The organism is Mesorhizobium sp. WSM4820 (genome assembly GCF_055811075.1).
On the sequence record NZ_JBVVQN010000001.1, the window covers coordinates 502,543 to 522,382 of the forward strand.

15 protein-coding genes are annotated in these 19,840 nt (G+C 60.6%); 9 read left to right on the forward strand and 6 right to left on the reverse strand.

The genetic code is table 11. The features are described 5' to 3' along the window. Positions 1-206 precede the first annotated feature (206 nt). The gene (locus tag AC0L2R_RS02600) at positions 207-2,093 is read left to right on the forward strand and encodes an MFS transporter (protein ID WP_473507623.1); all 1,887 of its coding nucleotides are present in this window, start codon (positions 207-209) and stop codon (positions 2,091-2,093) included. Positions 2,094-2,178: 85 nt separating this feature from the next. Here AC0L2R_RS02600 and AC0L2R_RS02605 read toward each other — a convergent pair whose 3' ends face one another. Continuing rightward, the gene (locus tag AC0L2R_RS02605; RefSeq protein ID WP_473494209.1) at positions 2,179-2,373 is read right to left on the reverse strand and encodes a DUF2735 domain-containing protein; all 195 of its coding nucleotides are present in this window, start codon (positions 2,371-2,373) and stop codon (positions 2,179-2,181) included. Between AC0L2R_RS02605 and AC0L2R_RS02610 the strand changes: the two genes are divergently transcribed. From AC0L2R_RS02610 to AC0L2R_RS02620, 3 genes are all read left to right on the forward strand, one after another. Further along, complete coding sequence (locus AC0L2R_RS02610; protein WP_473507624.1) at positions 2,373-2,585, forward strand: hypothetical protein; 213 nt, start codon at positions 2,373-2,375, stop codon at positions 2,583-2,585. The genes AC0L2R_RS02605 and AC0L2R_RS02610 overlap by 1 nt on opposite strands. Before the next feature lie 105 nt (positions 2,586-2,690). Next, on the forward strand, positions 2,691-3,728 hold the full coding sequence (locus AC0L2R_RS02615) for a glutamine synthetase beta-grasp domain-containing protein (protein ID WP_473507625.1): 1,038 nt from the start codon (positions 2,691-2,693) through the stop codon (positions 3,726-3,728). Between the two features lie 334 nt (positions 3,729-4,062). Beyond that, on the forward strand, positions 4,063-6,192 hold the full coding sequence (locus AC0L2R_RS02620) for a KAP family P-loop NTPase fold protein (RefSeq protein ID WP_473507626.1): 2,130 nt from the start codon (positions 4,063-4,065) through the stop codon (positions 6,190-6,192). Between the two features lie 131 nt (positions 6,193-6,323). Here the strand turns inward: AC0L2R_RS02620 and glnA are convergent, their stop codons facing one another. Both glnA and AC0L2R_RS02630 read right to left on the reverse strand, forming a co-directional pair. Beyond that, positions 6,324-7,733 carry a type I glutamate--ammonia ligase gene (glnA, locus tag AC0L2R_RS02625; RefSeq protein ID WP_023799265.1) on the reverse strand — a complete coding sequence of 470 codons (1,410 nt, stop codon included), beginning with the start codon at positions 7,731-7,733 and terminating at the stop codon, positions 6,324-6,326. Between the two features lie 54 nt (positions 7,734-7,787). After that, positions 7,788-8,126, reverse strand: a complete 339-nt coding sequence (locus AC0L2R_RS02630; RefSeq protein ID WP_006205430.1) for a P-II family nitrogen regulator — start codon at positions 8,124-8,126, stop codon at positions 7,788-7,790. 435 nt (positions 8,127-8,561) lie between these two features. Here AC0L2R_RS02630 and AC0L2R_RS02635 point away from each other — a divergent pair, with 435 nt between their 5' ends. Beyond that, positions 8,562-10,094, forward strand: a complete 1,533-nt coding sequence (locus tag AC0L2R_RS02635) for an NAD(P)H-hydrate dehydratase (RefSeq protein ID WP_473507627.1) — start codon at positions 8,562-8,564, stop codon at positions 10,092-10,094. Further along, a complete protein-coding gene (locus AC0L2R_RS02640; RefSeq protein ID WP_473507628.1) occupies positions 10,091-12,094 on the forward strand; it encodes a hypothetical protein in 2,004 nt (667 codons plus the stop codon). Before AC0L2R_RS02635 ends, AC0L2R_RS02640 begins: the two co-directional genes overlap by 4 nt. Positions 12,095-12,129: 35 nt before the next feature. On the opposite strand, the gene AC0L2R_RS02645 is transcribed toward AC0L2R_RS02640, so the two are convergent. Continuing rightward, positions 12,130-13,662 carry an acyl-CoA carboxylase subunit beta gene (locus AC0L2R_RS02645; protein ID WP_128169087.1) on the reverse strand — a complete coding sequence of 511 codons (1,533 nt, stop codon included), beginning with the start codon at positions 13,660-13,662 and terminating at the stop codon, positions 12,130-12,132. 748 nt (positions 13,663-14,410) lie between these two features. On the opposite strand from AC0L2R_RS02645, the gene AC0L2R_RS02650 reads away from it, so the two are divergent. Further along, positions 14,411-15,832 carry a DEAD/DEAH box helicase gene (locus AC0L2R_RS02650; protein WP_287220953.1) on the forward strand — a complete coding sequence of 474 codons (1,422 nt, stop codon included), beginning with the start codon at positions 14,411-14,413 and terminating at the stop codon, positions 15,830-15,832. Positions 15,833-15,928: 96 nt separating this feature from the next. Here the strand turns inward: AC0L2R_RS02650 and AC0L2R_RS02655 are convergent, their stop codons facing one another. Further along, positions 15,929-16,903 carry an alpha/beta hydrolase gene (locus AC0L2R_RS02655; RefSeq protein ID WP_473507629.1) on the reverse strand — a complete coding sequence of 325 codons (975 nt, stop codon included), beginning with the start codon at positions 16,901-16,903 and terminating at the stop codon, positions 15,929-15,931. Between the two features lie 96 nt (positions 16,904-16,999). Then, complete coding sequence (locus tag AC0L2R_RS02660; RefSeq protein ID WP_473507630.1) at positions 17,000-17,821, reverse strand: SDR family oxidoreductase; 822 nt, start codon at positions 17,819-17,821, stop codon at positions 17,000-17,002. 213 nt (positions 17,822-18,034) lie between these two features. On the opposite strand from AC0L2R_RS02660, the gene AC0L2R_RS02665 reads away from it, so the two are divergent. Then, positions 18,035-19,069, forward strand: a complete 1,035-nt coding sequence (locus AC0L2R_RS02665) for a cysteine synthase A (RefSeq protein WP_077377624.1) — start codon at positions 18,035-18,037, stop codon at positions 19,067-19,069. Further along, entirely contained in the window at positions 19,069-19,812 is a 744-nt protein-coding gene (locus tag AC0L2R_RS02670) for an alanyl-tRNA editing protein (protein WP_473507631.1), read from the forward strand. The genes AC0L2R_RS02665 and AC0L2R_RS02670 overlap by 1 nt, the downstream gene beginning before the upstream one ends. Positions 19,813-19,840 lie beyond the last annotated feature (28 nt).

Consider the following 19,840-nt stretch of genomic DNA (forward strand, 5'->3'; position numbering starts at 1 on the left):
AACACTTTGAATCTATGCATCGTGCTTTCCGAACATCAATTCCGATGTTCGGGCCGATGCATTGGACCAAAGTCATAATCCCAAAGACGGGCTGCATCTGGGCGGCGCTTTCTGTCACTTCTCGCGGCGATAGCTGCCCGAGTTCGAGCCCAGAGGCGACACCGCGCAGCATCAAGCACAGCGAGATGTCACGGGAGGACGAATTCATGGCAATGGCAGTGACCGCCGGCAGAGCAAGCCGCGGAATGACGCGGGAAGAGAAGAAAGTCATCTTCGCTTCCTCGCTCGGCACCGTTTTCGAATGGTACGATTTCTATCTCTACGGCGCATTGGCTGCCGCGATCGGCTCGACATTCTTCAACTCGTATCCGGAAGCGACGCGCAACATCTTTACGCTGCTGGTTTTCGCCGCTGGCTTCCTCGTGCGCCCGTTCGGCGCGCTGGTGTTCGGCCGCATCGGCGATCTCGTTGGTCGCAAATACACCTTTCTCGTCACCATCATGATCATGGGCCTGTCGACCTTCCTGGTCGGCCTGCTGCCTGGTTCGGCAAGCTGGGGCATTGCAGCGCCGATTATCCTGATTGCGCTGCGCATGCTGCAGGGCCTGGCGCTCGGTGGTGAATATGGCGGTGCGGCGACCTATGTGGCCGAGCATGCGCCCGACGACCGCCGCGGCTTCTATACGTCGTGGATCCAGACGACGGCGACGCTCGGCCTGTTCCTGTCGCTGGTCGTCATCCTTATCGTGCAGAATTCGCTGAGCAAGGAGGATTTCGACGCCTGGGGCTGGCGCGTTCCATTCCTGCTCTCAGCCATTCTGCTCGGCATATCGGTCTGGATTCGCCTGTCGCTTGCCGAATCGCCGACCTTCCAGCGCATGAAGGACGAGGGCAAGGGCTCCAAGGCGCCGCTGACGGAAGCCTTCGGACAGTGGAAGAATGCCAAGATCGCCATTTTGGCGCTTTTCGGCCTTACTGCCGGCCAGGCCGTGGTTTGGTACAACGGCCAATTCTACGCGCTGTTTTTCCTGCAGAACGTGCTCAAGGTCGACGGCCAGTCGGTCAACATCATGATCGCCATCGCGCTGGCGCTCGGCACGATCTTCTTCGTCGTGTTCGGCTGGCTCTCCGACAAGATCGGCCGCAAGCCGATCATCATGGCGGGCCTGGCGCTGGCGATCGTCACCACCTTCCCGCTGTTCAAGGCGCTGACCTGGGCAGCCAACCCGGCGCTCGCCACCGCACAGCAAAACACCCGCGCCACGATTACCGCTGCGCCTGGCGACTGCAAGTTCCAGTTCAATCCGACCGGAACGCGCAAGCCTCTGACGTCGTGCGATATTGCGACGGACTTCCTCGCCAAGAGCTCGGTGCCCTATGACATCGTCACCACAGCGGCGCCGGGGACCGCGGCCAGTGTCAAGATCGGCACCGCAACGGTGGCGTCCTATGATGCCGTGGCAGCCGCAGACAAGGCAACTTCAAGCGACGCCGCGTTCAAGAAGGCAATCAACATTGCATTGCGGGACGGCGGCTATCCGCTGAAGCGTGCTGCGGCCAAGGTCGCCGACCAGAAGCTTGACGCCTTCGTCGCGGCCAATCCGGAACTGAAGCTCGACGCCGCCACAATCCGCGCCGGCGACAAGACGACGGTTGCGGCCGACCGGGCGGTCAAGGACAAGCTGCTGACGGCCGATGAGGCCGCGGCGGTGCCCGAGATCACCGTCTACAGCGTCCCGGCGGCAGGCGCCTTTGCGATGTTTGCCGACCCTGAACAGGTCAACTGGGCAAAGGTCATCGGCGTCCTGTTCATCCTGGTCATTTACGTGACCATGGTCTACGGACCGATCGCCGCGATCCTGGTAGAAATGTTCCCGACCCGCATCCGCTATACCGGCATGTCGTTGCCCTATCACATCGGCAATGGCTGGTTCGGCGGCCTGCTGCCGGCGACGGTGTTCGCGCTCAGCGCCTACAGCGGCGATATCTATTACGGCCTCTGGTATCCGGTGGTGATCGCGGCGATGTCGCTGGTCATCGGTACGATCTTTGTCAGGGATACGCTGGGAACGGACTTGCACGCCAAGACCTGATCCTTGCCTGACGGCAAAATGAAAAGCCCGGCGCGAGCGATCGCGCCGGGCTTTGCAATTCGTCAAAAGCGATGCGGAGGAAAGGTTAGCTCTTCCGGTCCTGTTTTTCTTCCTCGATGGCCGCTTCGTGATACCAGCCGCTTCCGAAATCCGTACGGTTACGCAATGAAGCAAGTTCTGCCGCGAACTTAGCCTTTCCGCTTAAATTTAAGGCAGAAGCGCGCGTTGCCACCGGGAACATCAGGATTTTGGCCGACTGACGGGTAGGAGTGATTTCCATTGTCGGTCTCCCTTCTTGAGCAGAGCCTTGCCGATTCAATCTTTCCCCAAGATAAGTTCTGCAATCCAGTTAGGCAATATGATTATAAAAAGATCAGTATCTGCCTGTTATTTATGCAGAGCATGCTTGTGATTGATCCGGACGCATTGCGATTACGCGGCAGCGGATTTGTCGGGATGCGGCGTCAGTTTTGTCGCATCCTTGGCCGGTGAAAATGGCACACGAATTGCTTTTTGATAATCCGGCAGGTCGGCTGCAGGGTGGCTGGCATGCCCGCGCCGTCCAAGGTTCGGTGATCAAAGCAACGAGAGGCTAGAATGACGAAATACAAGCTCGAGTACATTTGGCTCGATGGATACACCCCGGTTCCCAACCTTCGTGGAAAGACGCAGATCAAGGACTATGCCGAATTCCCGACGCTCGACCAGCTTCCGCTGTGGGGCTTCGACGGTTCCTCGACCATGCAGGCCGAAGGCCACTCGTCCGACTGCGTGCTGAAGCCGGTCGCCATCTATCCGGATCCCGCGCGCAGCAATGGCGTGCTCGTCATGTGCGAAGTCATGATGCCGGACGGCGTGACGCCGCATGCATCCAACAAGCGCGCCACCATCCTCGACGACGAGGGCGCCTGGTTCGGCTTCGAGCAGGAGTATTTCTTTTACAAGGACGGCCGCCCACTCGGCTTCCCCGAGAGCGGCTACCCCGCGCCGCAAGGCCCGTACTACACCGGCGTCGGCTACAGCAACGTCGGCAGCGTCGCCAGGCAGATCGTCGAGGAGCATCTCGACCTTTGTCTTGCCGCCGGCATCAACCATGAAGGCATCAACGCCGAGGTGGCCAAGGGCCAGTGGGAATTCCAGATTTTTGGCAAGGGCTCCAAGAAGGCCGCCGATCAGATGTGGATGGCCCGCTACCTGATGCAGCGCCTCACCGAGAAATACGGCATCGATATCGAATACCACTGCAAGCCGCTCGGCGACACCGACTGGAATGGTTCCGGCATGCACGCCAACTTCTCGACCGCTTATATGCGCGAAGTCGGCGGAAAAGACTATTTCGAGGCGCTGATGGCCGCCTTCGACAAGAACCTGATGGATCACATCGCCGTCTACGGGCCGGACAACGACAAGCGTCTGACCGGCAAGCATGAGACCGCGCCATGGAACAGGTTCAGCTATGGCATCGCCGACCGCGGCGCCTCGATCCGCGTGCCGCATTCCTTCATCAACAATGGCTACAAGGGCTATCTCGAGGATCGCCGCCCGAACTCGCAGGGCGACCCCTACCAGATCGCTTCCCAGATCCTGAAGACGATCGCCAGCGTGGACACGGCAGAGAAGAAGGCCGCTGCCTGAGCATTCCGCACGGCGCGGACGCCAGCGTCTGCGCCGTGATGCGGCCCTATCATATCGGCGGTGCTGGTGGCCTGGCTCTTGCGACAAATGACATGAAAAAAACCCTGGCGTCGCGATGCCGGGGTTTTTCTTTGTCGATCCGATCAGACTGAATAGGACATACCAGATTGCGTTCGTGCCAATAACATTCGTAAAATCAATATGTTAGGTATTGCTACGAACCGCCTGTCTCCCAACTCTCCGAGCCAGCCCGCGGGAGCATTTGCGTGGCTTGGTAAGCGTCGTTGGAACACGGTAGATTCAGTTGCGACTCGATTGGGGAGGGGCAACGAAGATGGCTCAGGAACTCGACAGACCTATTCAAGATAAGCGCGGCGATCGACTCGGCAGGGGTCCTTTTGTCGAGCAACTGACTAACGCACTCGTAGACAAGAACACCGAAAAGTCGTCCGGTTTGATTGTATCGTTGATCGGCGCATGGGGGAGTGGCAAGTCGAGCACCTTAAATCTGTTGGAAAACGACGTAAAGGTTCGCTATCCCAATTCAATTGTTCTTCGTTTTGATCCTTGGCTCATTGCGAATAGAGACGATTTGGTTCGGCAATTTTTGTCTGACCTTGGTAAGATTTTAGAGCGAGACAACGGTCCATCTGCGAAGGCAGCACAGGCAGCCGGAAAGCTTTTGTCCGACTACGACAGTGTGATCAGCGCCGGCATCGAGGCAACCAGTTTGCTCCCAATTCCGGGTCTACCGTACCTGCTCAAAGTCGGCAAAAGCGCGCTCACAAAGACAGATAAAACGCTTCACCAATTGAAGGCTGACATCACCAAAGAGATGGAGGGAATCTCTTATCCGATCGTCGTCTTGATTGATGAGGTCGATCGGCTGGACGACGGGGAGGTTCTGGAGATTATGCGGCTTGTCAAAGCCGTCGCCGACTTTCCAAACGTATCCTACCTGATTGCCTATGACATCGACCGGGTAGTCGAAGCGCTGGGTGCAAGCGCGCGAAATGCTGACGACGCGAGCCAGCGCGGACGCTCCTACCTCGAAAAAATCGTCCAGCACCAAGTGTTTCTTCCGGCACTGTTCGAAGCCGAACTAGTTGAAATGTTTCGTGCAGAGGTCAAAGCCGTTGTCGGTGACTACCAGTTTCCTGCTTCACGGTCCTCCGACGAGCCGTATGCCACGGTCGAAAACGCGATCTTCCCGAACCTAATTAGAACGCCACGCGATTTGAAGCGGTGTATCGGCATATTCCGCGCGCAGTACTTGATGGTTGGCGATGAGGTGAGTTGGATCGACCTTCTTGGCTACGCGACTCTTCTGGCAAAATCGCCGAGTCTCACAGAGCGTATCAAGAACGACCCCATATTCTTTTCGTCGGACTTCACGCGCGGAGGGACATCATTTCTCCGATACGGGTTCAATGGACCTAGCCCGGCAGAACAGTTAGGTGAGTTGTTGGGCGAACGCCATGAAAAGCGTCCCGACATAAAGCTATTGCAAACATTGTTCCCGCGCTTCTTGGAAAGTCAGCGACCTAGCGACGATCACAGTCGCATTGAGCATTACCGCGCCCTTAGCTTCCTGATCCGCCAAGGAACGCCGCCAGGAGCGTTGCCGGTAAACACGGTTCGGGAGTTGTTTTCTAAGACCAATGTTGAGATTGCCGCTTACTGCGATACTGCTGTGCAGGCCGGGCAATTCGACGACCTGAACTACATCCTGTCATATCACTACCGAAACTTCGATGACTGCGCACATACCGCCTTCTGGGTGTCATTAGCAGGATGGTGCCGCAAACCAGATGCGACCATTCCGACGTCGCATGATCCCCGAGTCGGCTATTTAGAAATTATCGAGAGTTCCTTTTCCTCTGCCGTGTCGAGGTCTCAGCCGCTTGCTGAAAGCGCAGTGGAGATCGCTTTTGGAGCAAGCTCGATCGGGAATTTCGAGTTCGCCTCGCAGCTTTTGCGCAATCAAGTGTGGGCACATGGCCTATTTGGCAAAAACCCAAGGTCAGATTTCTCAAAGATCGGTGATGCCAAGCGATGGGAGGAGATCTGCCTAAGACTCGGAAAAGACTGGAAGCAGAGGCACCTTGAGGCCGATTGGTTTTTTCAAAATTGGAAGGAGTCACCAGTCTGGTTGCTCTTGAACGTTGACCTCTGGGATGACGCTTGCCGCCAGCGGCTCGATAAACTGACCGAGGATGAGGTCGCCTTCGAAGCGTTGGTTATGATGGTCTTCGGTAGACAGTATCTAATAGAAAAATCCGGAATTGAATCGTTGATCGGCTGGGACAGTTTTAAGCGGAAGTTCGACCGCCTGGAAGCAGGCCTGGCAAAAGGACATCTTTTGCCGCCAGACGTAATCGATGCCGTGGAAAAGGTGAAAGATCGACTCGACAGCGGGAAACCTACAGAGTCCCTCTTCAAAAACCAGACAGATGAGGCGTAGGAGCAGTGTCGTTTGGATCGCTGCTGAGCTTAAGTTCTGGCAGTCAACAAATTCAGGGTGGATGGGGCACTTATTGAGAAGTCTGGACCCCTTGTGGCTCAAGGAGTCCAGCATTTCCAACGGGTGTAGGCTCAGACCGAGTAATACATGTCGTACTCGACCGGATGCGGGGTCATCTCGAAGCGCATCACTTCGGCCATCTTGAGCTCGATGTAGCTGTCGATCTGGTCGTCGTCGAAGACGCCGCCGGCCTTCAGGAAGCCGCGGTCCTTGTCGAGGCTCTGCAGCGCTTCGCGCAGCGAACCACAGACGGTCGGGATCTTCTTCAGTTCCTTAGGCGGCAGGTCGTAGAGATCCTTGTCCATCGGCTGTCCCGGGTGGATCTTGTTCTTGATGCCGTCGAGCCCGGCCATCAGCATGGCGGCAAAGGCGAGGTAGGGGTTCGCGCCCGGATCGGGGAAGCGGACCTCGACGCGCTTGGACTTCGGCGACGAGCCGAATGGAATGCGGCAGGAGGCGGAGCGGTTGCGGGCCGAATAGGCGAGCAGCACCGGCGCTTCATAGCCGGGCACCAGGCGCTTATAGGAGTTTGTCAGCGGATTGGTGAAGGCGTTGATGGCCTTGGCGTGCTTGATGATGCCGCCGATGTAGAACAGGCAGCTTTCCGAGAGGCCGGCATATTCATTGCCGGCGAAGGTCGGCTTGCCGCCCTTCCAGATCGACTGGTGGACGTGCATGCCCGAGCCGTTGTCGCCGAACACCGGCTTCGGCATGAAGGTGGCCGTCTTGCCGTAGGCGTTGGCGACTTGGTGCACGACATACTTGTAGATCAGCATCTTGTCGGCGTTGCGGACCAGCGTGTCGAACTTGATGCCGAGTTCGTGCTGGGCGGCGGCGACTTCGTGGTGGTGCTTTTCGACTCGCACGCCCATTTCGGCGAGCACGGTCAGCATTTCAGAGCGCATGTCCTGCGCCGAGTCGATCGGCGGCACCGGGAAATAACCGCCCTTGATGCGCGGGCGGTGGCCGAGATTGCCGGTCTCGTAGTCGGTGTCGTCGTTGGACGGCAATTCGGTGGAGTCGAGTTTGAAGCCGGTGTTGTACGGATCGGCCTTGTACTTGACGTCGTCGAACACGAAGAACTCGGCTTCCGGGCCGACGAAGATCTGATCGCCGATGCCTTCCGCCTTCATATAGGCTTCAGCCTTCTTGGCGGTGCCGCGCGGGTCGCGATTGTAGGATTCTCCGGAGATCGGATCGAGGATATCGCACAGGATGACCATGGTCGACTGCGCGAAGAACGGGTCCATATGCACCGTCTCGGTGTCGGGCATCAGCACCATGTCGGACTCGTTGATCGCCTTCCAGCCGGCGATGGAGGACCCGTCGAACATGACGCCGTCGGCAAACATGTCTTCCTCGACCTCAACGACATCCATCGTCACGTGCTGCAGCTTGCCCTTCGGATCTGTGAAGCGCAGGTCAACGAATTTCACGTCGTTGTCCTTGATCTGCTTCATGATGTCTTTGGCTGTCGTCATGTCATGTTTCCCTGTCTGATGACGTTTCGAGGAGATGATCTGAAATCAGAATCCTCAGACCGCGTCCATCCCTGTTTCGCCGGTGCGGATGCGCACGACTTCCTCGATGTTGGAGACGAAGATCTTGCCGTCGCCGATGCGGCCGGTCTGGGCCGCCTTGCGAATGGCTTCGATTGCGCCTTCGACCGCGTCGTCGCCGAGCACGACCTCGATCTTCACCTTGGGCAGAAAATCCACGACATATTCGGCGCCGCGATAGAGTTCGGTATGGCCCTTCTGGCGGCCAAAACCCTTGGCCTCCGTAACGGTGATGCCTTGCAGCCCGGCCTCCTGAAGCGCTTCCTTCACTTCGTCTAGCTTGAACGGCTTGATGATCGCTTCGATCTTTTTCATGTAAAAGTGGCCTCCACTGTCAAAAAAGACGGGTTGTGAGCCCCGCTTGCGCCTCTTTCAAGCACGAACTGTGCCAATTTGAGGGGATTCGAAGCGGTATCACGCGATTTCGATGCCATGCCGCGTTGAGGGCTAAATTCGCGTCATTCGCTGCATTGGCTGCGCCATGGATACTGGGAACCTACACATTGTCGGCGCTACCGTCCGCACAATAATTGGGCAGATAGAGCATTTCGCGGGCAATTGTGCTTCGAGGACGCCATTGTCCCTAACGATGTGCTTACAGATCGTGCCATTTCATCGCCGTTGCTTCGAACCGAAAACTGGACAATGTTTTGACCACAGGGATCGGGGTTTGACCACAGGGATCGGGGTTTGACCACAAGGATCGGGTTTGACCACAGGATCGGCTTGAGCCAATGCGGATCGGCATCCATGAGCAATGAAATTCTGTCTCCGGCCGAAATGGCTGAGGCCGACCGGCTGACGATTTCGGCCGGACCATTCGACGGCATCGGCCTGATGCGCAATGCAGGTGGCGCAGTCGCTGCGGTGGTGCTCGCCCATTTTCCGGCTGCCAGGCGCGTCCACGTGCTGTGCGGGCCCGGCAACAATGGCGGCGATGGGTATGTCGTCGCCCGCCTTTTAAGGGACAGCGCCGTCGACGTCTTGCTGTGGGCATCGGGCTCGCCCAAAGCCGGCAGCGACGCGGCGCTCGCCGCGTCGGAATGCCCGGTAAGGCCCCGGCCGCTGTCGGAATTTGCTGCCGATAAAGGTTCGATCCTGGTCGATGCGCTTTATGGGGCGGGGCTGTCCAAGCCGCTGTCCGGCGATGCCGCCAGGGCGGTCGAGGTTGCGACAGAACTGAACCTGCCTGTCGTCGCGGTCGATCTGCCCTCAGGCGTGTCAGGCGAGAGCGGCCAGATTCTCGGCCAGGCATTCCGCGCCCAATTCACGGTAACATTCGCGCGAAAAAAGCCCGGCCATCTGCTGTTGCCTGGGCGCGAGATGTGCGGCGAGCTAATGCTTGCCGATATCGGCATTAGCGACGATATCGTTGCGCAGCTTGAACCGCTCACCTTCGAGAACATCCCGCCGCTTTGGCTCGAAAATTTCCCGGTCCCAGCCGTCGACGCGCACAAATACAGGCGCGGCCATGTCGGCGTCTTTTCCGGCGGGCCATCGGCGACGGGTGCCGCACGGCTGTCGGCGCTTGCCACAGCCAGAAGCGGGGCAGGGGCGGTGACCGTGCTGTCGCCGGCGAATGCCATGCAGGTGAACGCCGCGCATCTGACTTCGATCATGCTGCAAAAGGCAGACAGCATCGCGGACGTGCAGGTATTCATCGACGGCCGCCGGCCATCGGCGTTCGTCCTCGGACCCGGATTTGGCGTCGGCGAAAAAACACGCGATTTTGCCCTCGGCGTGCTGGCCAACGGAGAGCGGCAAGACGGCAGGGTCGACGGGCTGGTGCTCGATGCCGATGGCATCAGCTCGTTTCGCGATACGCCGAACGTTCTGTTCGAAGCCGCCCGTCGTCTGAATGCGCCAGCGCTGGTGCTGACGCCGCATGAGGGCGAATTCGCCAGGATTTTTGCTGACATCGCCGGAGACAAGACCCTGTCCAAGCTGGCCAAGGCGCGCACTGCCGCCGCGCGCGCCGGCGCCATCGTCGTCTACAAGGGCGCGGACACGGTGATCGCGGCGCCCGATGGCAGGGCGGCGATCAACGGCAACGGCGCGCCATGGCTGGCCACCGCCGGTTCGGGCGACGTGCTGTCGGGCATCATCGCCGGCTTTCTGGCGCAAGGCATGCCGGCTTTCGAAGCCGCCTGCGCGGCGGTCTGGATCCATGCTGAGGCCGGCAGCCGTTTCGGACCTGGGCTGATCGCTGAAGATCTGCCGCTGGCGCTGGTGCCGGTGCTGCGCGAGCTGGCCGAAAATCGCAACGGGATGACCGCTGAATGAACCGTCGGCTCGCCTTGATCGCTGTGATTTTCGCCAATTTTTTCTTGGCCAGCCTGGCGCGCGCCGAAGGTCCGGTGATGATCGTTGACGATCCGGCTGTGCTGGCCGCTCTCGACGCCAGGGGTTTTGATTTCGCCGGCATTTTCGATGTCGACGGCAAGGGCGACCTGAAGACGCTCTATGACAAGGCGCCACCCTATCATCAGATCGTCGAAACGATTGCCGGCGATGTCGCCGCGCTGCGCGCCGAGATGAAGGCTGGCGGGCGGCCGCTCTATGAAGTCACCGACGGCAATGTCGGCCGCATCATCGACATGCGCTGGCTGAAGACCGACGCCGCGCGCTTTCGGCTGGTCGGTGTCGTCAACCGGCTCGATCGGCGTGATTTCGCCGAAATACGAGGCGAAGGGGGCTGCGGCGAGGTCCGTTTCATCTACCGTCTTGCCTACAGCTTCAAGAAAAACGGCAAGGTTCTGGCCTCGCGCTTGCCGTTCAATTTCAATGCCATCTATAGCGTCGCGCCGGACGCCGATGGCGGCTGCGTCGGCGTTGCCGGACGCTGGACGCCGCAGCTCGATGAGACCGTCGATATCGGCTGGCTCATCGGCGGGCCGCTTGAAAGGGCCGGGCTGAGCTTCAAGCAGCTCGAGCTCAACGCACAAATGGTGCGCTTTCCCTCCGGCCAGGAGACCGAATTTGGCGGCCAGGCTGCCTACCTCATGCGGATTTTTGGCGTCGATGGAGAGACGGTCAGCGAAAAGCCGCTGGAAAACACGCCGGATGTGGCGCTGCTCTCGGAAGACGCCGCGCTGAAAGCAAAACTCGCCGACTATCTCAGCGCCAATCTCGCGGCGGTCGATCTCGGCGTCTACGAAATCCCCAATGAATTCCTGGCGAAGAAAGTCGTCTCATGGTCGACTTTCGGCAGCGCAAGGCAGGCCAATCACCCGTTCACGCCGCTGTTCCAGCCCGCGGATTTTTCCGGGCTGGACTATTCCGCGCTGAAGCTGCTGCGCACGCCGGAAGCGCTGGTCGAGCGGCTCGACAATGGCGCCTGCCAGGGTTGTCATCAGGCTGGTTCGACCGCCGGTTTCCATTTCATCGGCCTCGACGACAAGACGACATCGCCGCTGAACCGCATCGAGGTCGGCATCTCGCCGCATCTCCATGCCGAGATGCCGCGGCGCGAAGCTTGGCTGCGTGCGACCGCCGACGGCAAGGAGCCGAACCGGCTCCGCCCGCTGTCCTTCGCGCCGCCGGCCGCATGGAAAGACGCCGGCGAGGTCGCTTACGCACCGGCCGAGATAGCGATGCCATGTTTGATGCCGGATGATGCGGCCCGCTTCGGCGCGACCTGGCAATGCGGCGGCGGCACCGTCTGCACGGCGCTGGCGACGGCATCGGGGGTGCGGACGAAACTGGCGCAATGCCTGCTGCCCAAGGACAGCGAAAAGATGTTCTCCGGCCATCCATGCCTGACCGGCTCGATCGCCAGCAACGGCACGCAGCCTTTCAATGACCGCTACAGCATTACCGGCCAGTTCGCGGCCTTCGCCACCGACATTTCGCGCACCGCCTACACCTGCCGGCCGCCGAAGATCGGTGTGCCGGCCGGCATCGCCTATCGCGGATGCAATGACAAGGACCGTGCCTTTGCCGGCTTCAAGCCGGGCAAGCCGATGCCGAACGAGATCTGCGGGCTGGTCGGCGGCAAAAAATTCGACATCTGCGTGGCGACCAATAATTTCGACCAGTGCTTGGGCGGCGCCGTCAATCGCGGCAACCGGCCGGCTTGCTCGGCCGATCATTTCTGCCGCGAAGATTACATGTGCCAATCGCTGCCGCCCGACACGCCTGGTGTCGGCAAGGTGAAAGGTGTCGGATTCTGCTCGCCGACCTATTTTATCTTCCAGATGCGCATCGACAATCATGCCACGCCGTGGTCGGGCGCCGTCCGCGCGACGATGGGCGCAGGGTTCGGCGCGGCGGAAGCGGAGTGAGCTTTTGCTGTGGTCGCTTTCGCGACGTCAGCGCTTCACAACGGAATGTTGTCGTGCTTCTTCCAGGGGTTTTGCATGTCCTTATTGCGCAGCATGCGCAGCGCACGCGCAATGCGGCGGCGGGTCGAATGCGGCATAATCACCTCGTCGACATAGCCGCGCTCGGCGGCGACGAAGGGCGACAGGAAGCGATCCTCGTAAGCCTTTGTATGTGCTGCGATCTTCTCCGCATCGCCGATGTCCTTGCGATAGATGATCTCGACCGCGCCCCTGGCGCCCATCACTGCGATCTGCGCCGTCGGCCAGGCATAGTTCATGTCGCCGCGCAGATGCTTCGACGCCATCACGTCATAAGCGCCGCCATAGGCTTTTCGGGTGATGACGGTGATCTTCGGGACGGTCGCTTCGGCATAGGCGAACAAGAGCTTGGCGCCGTGCTTGATCAGCCCGCCATATTCCTGCGCGGTGCCGGGCAAAAAGCCTGGAACGTCGACGAAGGTGACGATCGGAATCGAAAAACAGTCGCAGAAGCGTACGAACCGCGCCGCTTTGCGGCTGGCGTCCGAATCGAGCACGCCGGCCAGCACCATCGGCTGGTTGGCGACGAAGCCGACCGTGCGCCCTTCGACGCGCCCGAAGCCGGTTACGATGTTTTTTGCAAAATCCTGCTGGATCTCGAAGAAGTCACCCTCATCGGCAACTTTAAGGATCAACTCCTTGATGTCGTAAGGTTTATTGGCGTTATCGGGGATCAGTCGGTCGAGCGACAGATCGTCATCGGTGACCGACTGATAACATTCGATCTCGGGGATTTCAGCCGTGTTGGAGGCAGGCAGCAGATCGACCAGCCGGCGCATCTGCAGCAGCGCCTCGACGTCATTGTCGTAAGCGCCATCGGCGATCGACGACTTCGTCGTGTGGACCAAGGCGCCGCCGAGGCTCTCGGCGGTTACCGTCTCGTTGGTGACGGTCTTCACCACGTCCGGCCCGGTGACGAACATGTAGGAGGTGCCGCGCACCATGAAGATGAAGTCGGTCATCGCCGGCGAATAGACGTCGCCGCCGGCGCAAGGGCCCATGATCACTGAAATCTGCGGGATGACGCCGGAGGCGAGCACATTGCGCTGGAATATCTCGGCATAGCCGCCAAGTGCTGCCACGCCTTCCTGGATGCGGGCGCCGCCGGCGTCGTAGAGGCCGATGATCGGCGCGCGATTGCGCAGCGCCATCTCCTGCACCTTGACCACCTTTTCGGCGTGGGCCTCGGACAGCGAGCCGCCGAACACGGTAAAGTCCTTGGCAAAGACATAGACCGGCCGGCCATTGACGGTGCCCCAACCGGTGACGACGCCGTCGCCGGCGATCTTGGTCTTCTCCATGCCGAAATCGGTCGAGCGATGCTCGACATACATGTCGAACTCCTCGAACGAGCCTTCGTCGAGAAAGACGTCGATGCGTTCGCGCGCGGTGAGTTTGCCCTTCTTGTGCTGAGCGTCGATACGGGCCTTGCCGCCGCCCATGCGCGCCATGGCGCGACGGCGCTCGAGTTCCTTCAGCACGTCCTTCATCGCTCGGTCCCCAAATAGAAGCTGATTTGTGGTAATCATGGCGGTAAGGGAGCGCAAGCGCCGCTTTTCGGCCTGCTTTGTTTTCGCAACGCTGGCGTGCTTTCGCCGTCGATCTCGATACGCTGGCGGGCATAGCTGGCCGTCTGTTAGGTGCGGCTTACCAACCGCTCTCGCTTTCCATGCTCCCCCGTTTCGCTCGCTGGGGCAGCGCCCGCCGCAAACGGGCCGATGTCAGTGGAAACGTTTGAGATTAGCCGAAGCATTCCTCCACTTCGTCATCCTAGACTAGGATTGACGAAGGCGTGGATAGAATTTGGCCAATCGCCAGCGTATCGGGTGAAAGACACTCAAATAGAGTTCTGTTCGTCCAGCATGGGGCGAGGGAATGGCCGGGAGAAGTTTGAGCAGACCTTCACGGCTGCTCGTCGTGGCTGTTTTTTGCTGCGCTGCAACATGACGGCCCTTGCATTTCGCGGCGAACTGGGCCATATGCGGCGGCATAGGCGCTTGGGCCGGGACCTATCCGGCCTTCTCGACGAATGAGACTGGTTGCGTCTGTTTTCCCTCTTTCCGGCATATCGGCAAGGCGGCGAAAAAGCCCCGTGGCATGATGCCTGCGGGCACGACAGCGCAGCCGTGCGGACGATAACGTCCGCCCGCCTTGTCGTTTCATGACAGTTTTTCGACGGCAGGTTGCGCCCTGCCGCATCGATGTTTGCGGCCAGGAGCCGCGTGAAAGAAGAATATTTTGAACAACGAAAACACTTTGACCGGTAACGACAACCTGACCGGTAAGGACACTGGCGAGCTTTCGGGTTTCGCAGCACTTGGAATTACGGGCGCGCTGCTCAAGGCCACCCATGGCGCAGGCTTCACCGATCCGAAGCCGATCCAGGCCCAGGCGATCCCGCCGCAGCTGGAAGGCCGTGACATTTTCGGCATCGCCCAGACTGGTTCGGGCAAGACCGCGGCGTTCGCGCTGCCGATCCTTTCGAAGATCATCGCGCTCGGCACCAAGCGCCGGCCGAAGACCGCTCGTGCGCTGATCCTGGCGCCGACGCGTGAGCTCGCCGTGCAGATCGAAGAGATGATCAAGCTGCTCGCCAAGGGCGCGCATGTCTCGACAGCACTCGTGCTTGGCGGCGTCTCGCGCTTCAGCCAGGTGAAGAAGATCGCTCCCGGCGTCGACATTTTGATTGCCACGCCCGGCCGGCTGACCGATCTGGTGCGTGAGGGCGACCTCGTGCTTGCCGACACCAAATGGCTGGTGCTCGACGAGGGCGACCGCATGCTCGACATGGGCTTCATCAACGACGTCAAGCGCATCGCCAGGGCGACCGCGCCGGACCGTCAGACGGTGCTGTTCTCGGCGACCATGCCGGCCGAAATCGCCGAGCTGGCCAAGGGTCTGCTGAAGAACCCGATCCGCGTCGAAGTGGCGCCTCACAGCACCGCGGCGGCCGAGATCGTGCAGGGCGTCGTCTTTGCCCGCACCAAGCAGAAGCGCCAGGTGCTGGCGACGATGCTCGCCGACGAGGCGATGAAGTCCGTCATCATCTTTTCGCGCACCAAGCATGGCGCCGACAGGGTGACCAAGGACCTCGAGCGCGATGGCTTCAGGGCCGCCGTGATCCACGGCAACAAGTCGCAGAACGCCCGCCAGAAGGCGCTGAACGATTTCCGCGAGGGTTCGGTGCGCATTCTTGTGGCGACCGATATCGCGGCGCGTGGCATCGACGTGCCCGGCATCAGCCATGTGGTGAATTTCGACCTGCCGGACGAGGCGGAGAGCTATGTACACCGCATCGGCCGCACCGGCCGTAACGGCATGGACGGCATCGCCATCACGCTTTGCGACCCGTCCGAGAACAGCAAGCTGCGCCAGGTCGAGCGGATCATCCGCACCAAGCTGCCGATCGTTGCCGACCATCTCGGCAGTCCAGACCCGCAGCGCAATCCTGCCGAAAAGAACGAGCGCAGCTTCGAGCCGGCCAACGACCGCAATGGTCGTCGCGACGGCAGGCGGCCGGGCGGCCACAACAACGGCAACAAGCGCTTCGGCGACAAGCCGGCCTTCGCCGGCGAGCGCAAGCCGGAAGGCGCCAAGGCGTTCAAGGGCAACAACAAGCGTCGTTTCGGCGGCAAGCGGCCAGCAGCGCGGGCTGCGTAATCAGATAGTGCGTCCGGCCCGCGCCTGTCGGCTCGGCTGCTCACAATTGAAAAAGGCGATCGGAGCGATGCTTCGGTCGCCTTTTTCGCCTGAGACCTACTTCACCACCGCCTGTACCCACACGACAATGCGCTGGGCGAGGAAAGCTGTGGTTGCTGGCGACAACGCGTCTCCGGCGATGACATGATTGTCCCGATCGCCGGTATCGTCGACCGGCACCAGTTCGTGCGCCGCGCCCCAGCGCCCGGCGATGTCACGGGTGCGGTCCGGGCGCACGATCCTGTCCGAATCGGAAAAGATGAAGAGGGCAGGGATGGTCGCCTTCTCCACCGGCGCGCCATAGGCCAGCTCGGTCAGCGCCACCATCGGCAGGGTCGCCGCGATCGGATAGCGCCAGGTCCAGAATTTCTCGTGCAGAGCATTGCGCGGCACGAAGCTGCGCTCCTTGCCGGCAACCAGCTCGGCGATCTCTCTGCCCCACGGCATGGTCAGGAGTTCGGCGCCGGAAGCCTTGACGCCGAAATTCGGCGAGATGAACGCTATGGCCGCCACCCCGTCCGATGCGCCCGGCTGCGTCGCAGCCCAGGCTGCCAGCGAGCCGCCGGTCGAGGTGGCGATGACGATCACCTTGTCGCCGATCGCTCGGCCGATGGCGAGCGCTTCCTCATAGTCGTTGATCCAGGCGTTGACGCTGCCGTCCGCCATTGCGGCGCCGCCCTGTCCGTGGCCGGTGAGACGGGTGTAGTAAAGATTGGCGTCGAGCTGGTCGGCCACCTCGTCGGGAAGCGGCCGAACCTCGCCCTTCGACGCCGAAAAGCCGTGGATATAGACGATCGACAGCGGCGTCCTGGTGTGAACCATCGGATTGGCCCAGATGATTTCCTTTTCCAGCCCGTCGTGGATATCAGGTACGGCCGCCTCTTTGCGTGTCAGATAGGCCTGCGGGTCATCGCCGAGCACGGAAGGATCGAAGCGGATCGTGGTATCGGCTTGGACGCGCGGGCCGAAGACGTAGGCAAGGACGAGATTGACGGCGAGACCCGATACCGCAAGCACGATCCGTCGCCCCATCGCAGACTCCATGCAATAAATCTCAACCTATGGCCACGATGACAAACAGGCAACGACGCCCCGCCGGCGGCGGGATCGCCAGCTTTGATGACCGGTCTATTCGCTCGGCGGCTTGCGGTCGAAATTAAGCGGACGCGCCTTCCAGCGGGTCGCGGTGCTGATGACCCATCGGCAGAACGGTCTCGGCAGGATTCTGAGCAGCTTCAGGCCCCAGCTCAAGCGCCGCGGGAAGGTGACCTCGAAGCCGCCGGACTTGATGCCGCGCGCCATGCGGCGCGAGGCGCGATTGACGGGCATCAGCCCGGGCATCGGCAGCAAATTCTTCTCGGTCAGCGGGGTGTCGACGAAGCCCGGGTTTATCACCTGGATGCGGACGTTCATCTTGTCGAAATCGTACTTCAGCGATTCGGCGAGGATATTGATCGCCGCCTTGGTGCCGCCATAGGCGGCCGTGGTCGGCCAGCCGAAATAGGCAGTGACCGAACCGACCAGGACGATATGGCCGCGCGCGCGGACGCGCATGCGCTCGATGACCGGCACCAGGCCATTGATGATGCCGAAATAATTGACATCGAAGGACTGGCGAAATCCACGGACAGTGAGGTCTTCGCCGACGGTCGCAATATAGCTCCCGGCATTGAACACGGCCAAGACGATCGGGCCGAGATCCTTCTCGATCGCCGCGACCGTCCTTGCCATGCGTTCTTCGTCGGTGACGTCGCAAGCATAGGCCGTGACGTGGCCCGGCATCTGCGCCGTCTCGACAACAAGCGTGTCGATCGGATCGTCGTCGAGCGCCGTCACCGCGACGACATAGCCTTGCGCCGCAAGGTCCTTGGCCAGTGAACGGCCGATGCCGCTGCTGCCGCCGGTAATCCAGGCGACGCCGTGCTTCGGGTCGGCCCGATAGAGTGTCATGCTATGCCCTGCGACTTTTTCTTAGCCTGTGCTCTAGCGGTGAAGAAATCGGATGAAAAGAGCGCTTTTCAATGGTGAGCTTCAATGATTGGCGCAACGCAACGTCTGTATTAGGAAATTGCAGCCCGGAAATGCTGCTGGACCAGGCAATTCTTGCCTTGAAACCCAAGCTTCGGGTTTCTAGGGTTCGGCCGCAAGCATAAAGGAATCTCCATGCCCCGTTCTGTGATCGAAGCGATCGGCAATACGCCTCTGATCCGCCTCAACAAAGCCTCGGAAGAAACCGGCTGCGAGATCCTGGGCAAGGCCGAATTCATGAATCCGGGCCAGTCGGTCAAGGACCGTGCCGCGCTGTTCATCATCCGCGACGCCGAGCAGCGCGGACTTTTGAGGCCGGGCGGGGTGATTGTCGAGGGGACGGCCGGCAACACCGGCATCGGATTGACGCTGGTCGCCAAGGCGCTTGGCTACCGCACCGTAATCGTCATCCCGGAGACGCAAAGCCAGGAGAAGAAGGACACGATCAGATTGCTCGGCGCCGAGCTGATCGAGGTGCCTGCCGTTCCCTACAAGAACCCCAACAATTATGTGAAGCTGTCGGGCCGTCTGGCCGAGCAGATGGCCCGGTCCGAGCCGAACGGCGCGATCTGGGCCAATCAGTTCGACAACGTCGCCAACCGTGATGGCCATACCCGCACCACGGCGGAAGAAATCTGGGCCCAGACCGGCGGCAAGGTCGACGGTTTCGTCTCGGCGGTCGGCTCCGGCGGAACACTGGCCGGCGTCGCCTTCGGGCTCAAGGCCAGGAGCAAGGACGTCAAGATCGCGCTCGCCGATCCGCTCGGTGCGGCGCTCTATAGCTTCTACACCAGCGGTGAGCTGAAATCCGAAGGCAGTTCGATCACCGAAGGCATCGGGCAGGGGCGGGTCACCGCCAATCTGGAAGGGTTCACGCCGGATTTCTCCTTCCAGATCCCGGATGAGGACGCGCTGCCTATCGTCTTCGACCTGATCCAGGAGGAAGGCCTGTGCGTCGGCGGCTCGACCGGCATCAACATTGCCGGCGCGATCCGGCTGGCACGTGAGATGGGTCCCGGCCACACCATCGTGACTGTGCTTTGCGACTACGGCACGCGCTATCAGTCGAAATTGTTCAACCCGGAATTCCTGCGTCAGAAGCAGCTGCCGGTGCCGGGCTGGATGGAACAGCGGAGCACAATCTCGGTGCCGTTCGAAAAGGTTGCGTGATGGCTTACAGGACGGATCCCCTGTTTCGCGACGACGCCTATCTCAGGACGGCTGATGCCGTGGTTGTCGCTGTCAACGACCGTGGCGGCATCATTCTGGACCGGACGATCTTCTATGCCACGTCGGGCGGGCAGCCCGGCGATACGGGCACCCTCGAACGCGCCGACGGCAGCCTGATCGCTGTTGCCGCCACCATCACAGGTGAGACCAAGGATGACATCATCCATGTGCCGCCGCCTGAGCAGGCGGTGCCTGAGGTCGGCGAACCGGTAAAGCTTGCCCTCAATTGGCAGAGGCGGCATCTGCTGATGCGCATGCACACAGCCTGCCACTTGCTTACCGTCGTCTGCCCGTTCCCGATCACCGGTGCCTCGGTTTCCGAGGACGACAGCCGTATCGATTTCGATATTCCGGATGCCGGCTTCACCAGGGAAGACGTGACGGCCCGGCTGATGGAATTGGTGCGGGCCGACCACCCGGTCTTTGTCAGGCTGATCACCGACGAGGAGTTGGCGGCCAATCCGGGACTGGTGAAATCGAAGAATGTTCGGCCGCCGGTCGGCACGGGCAAGATCCGCTTGGTCTGCATTGGCGAGAACGCCTCGATCGACAGCCAGCCTTGCGGCGGCACTCATGTGAAGAGCACTGGAGAAGTCGGCGAGATCCATATCGGCAAGATCGAGAAGAAGGGTCGCGAGAACCGGCGCTTCCGAATACGCTTTGGACCAATGCCGCCGGCCTGATAAACAGCCGGCCTGATAAACAGCCGGC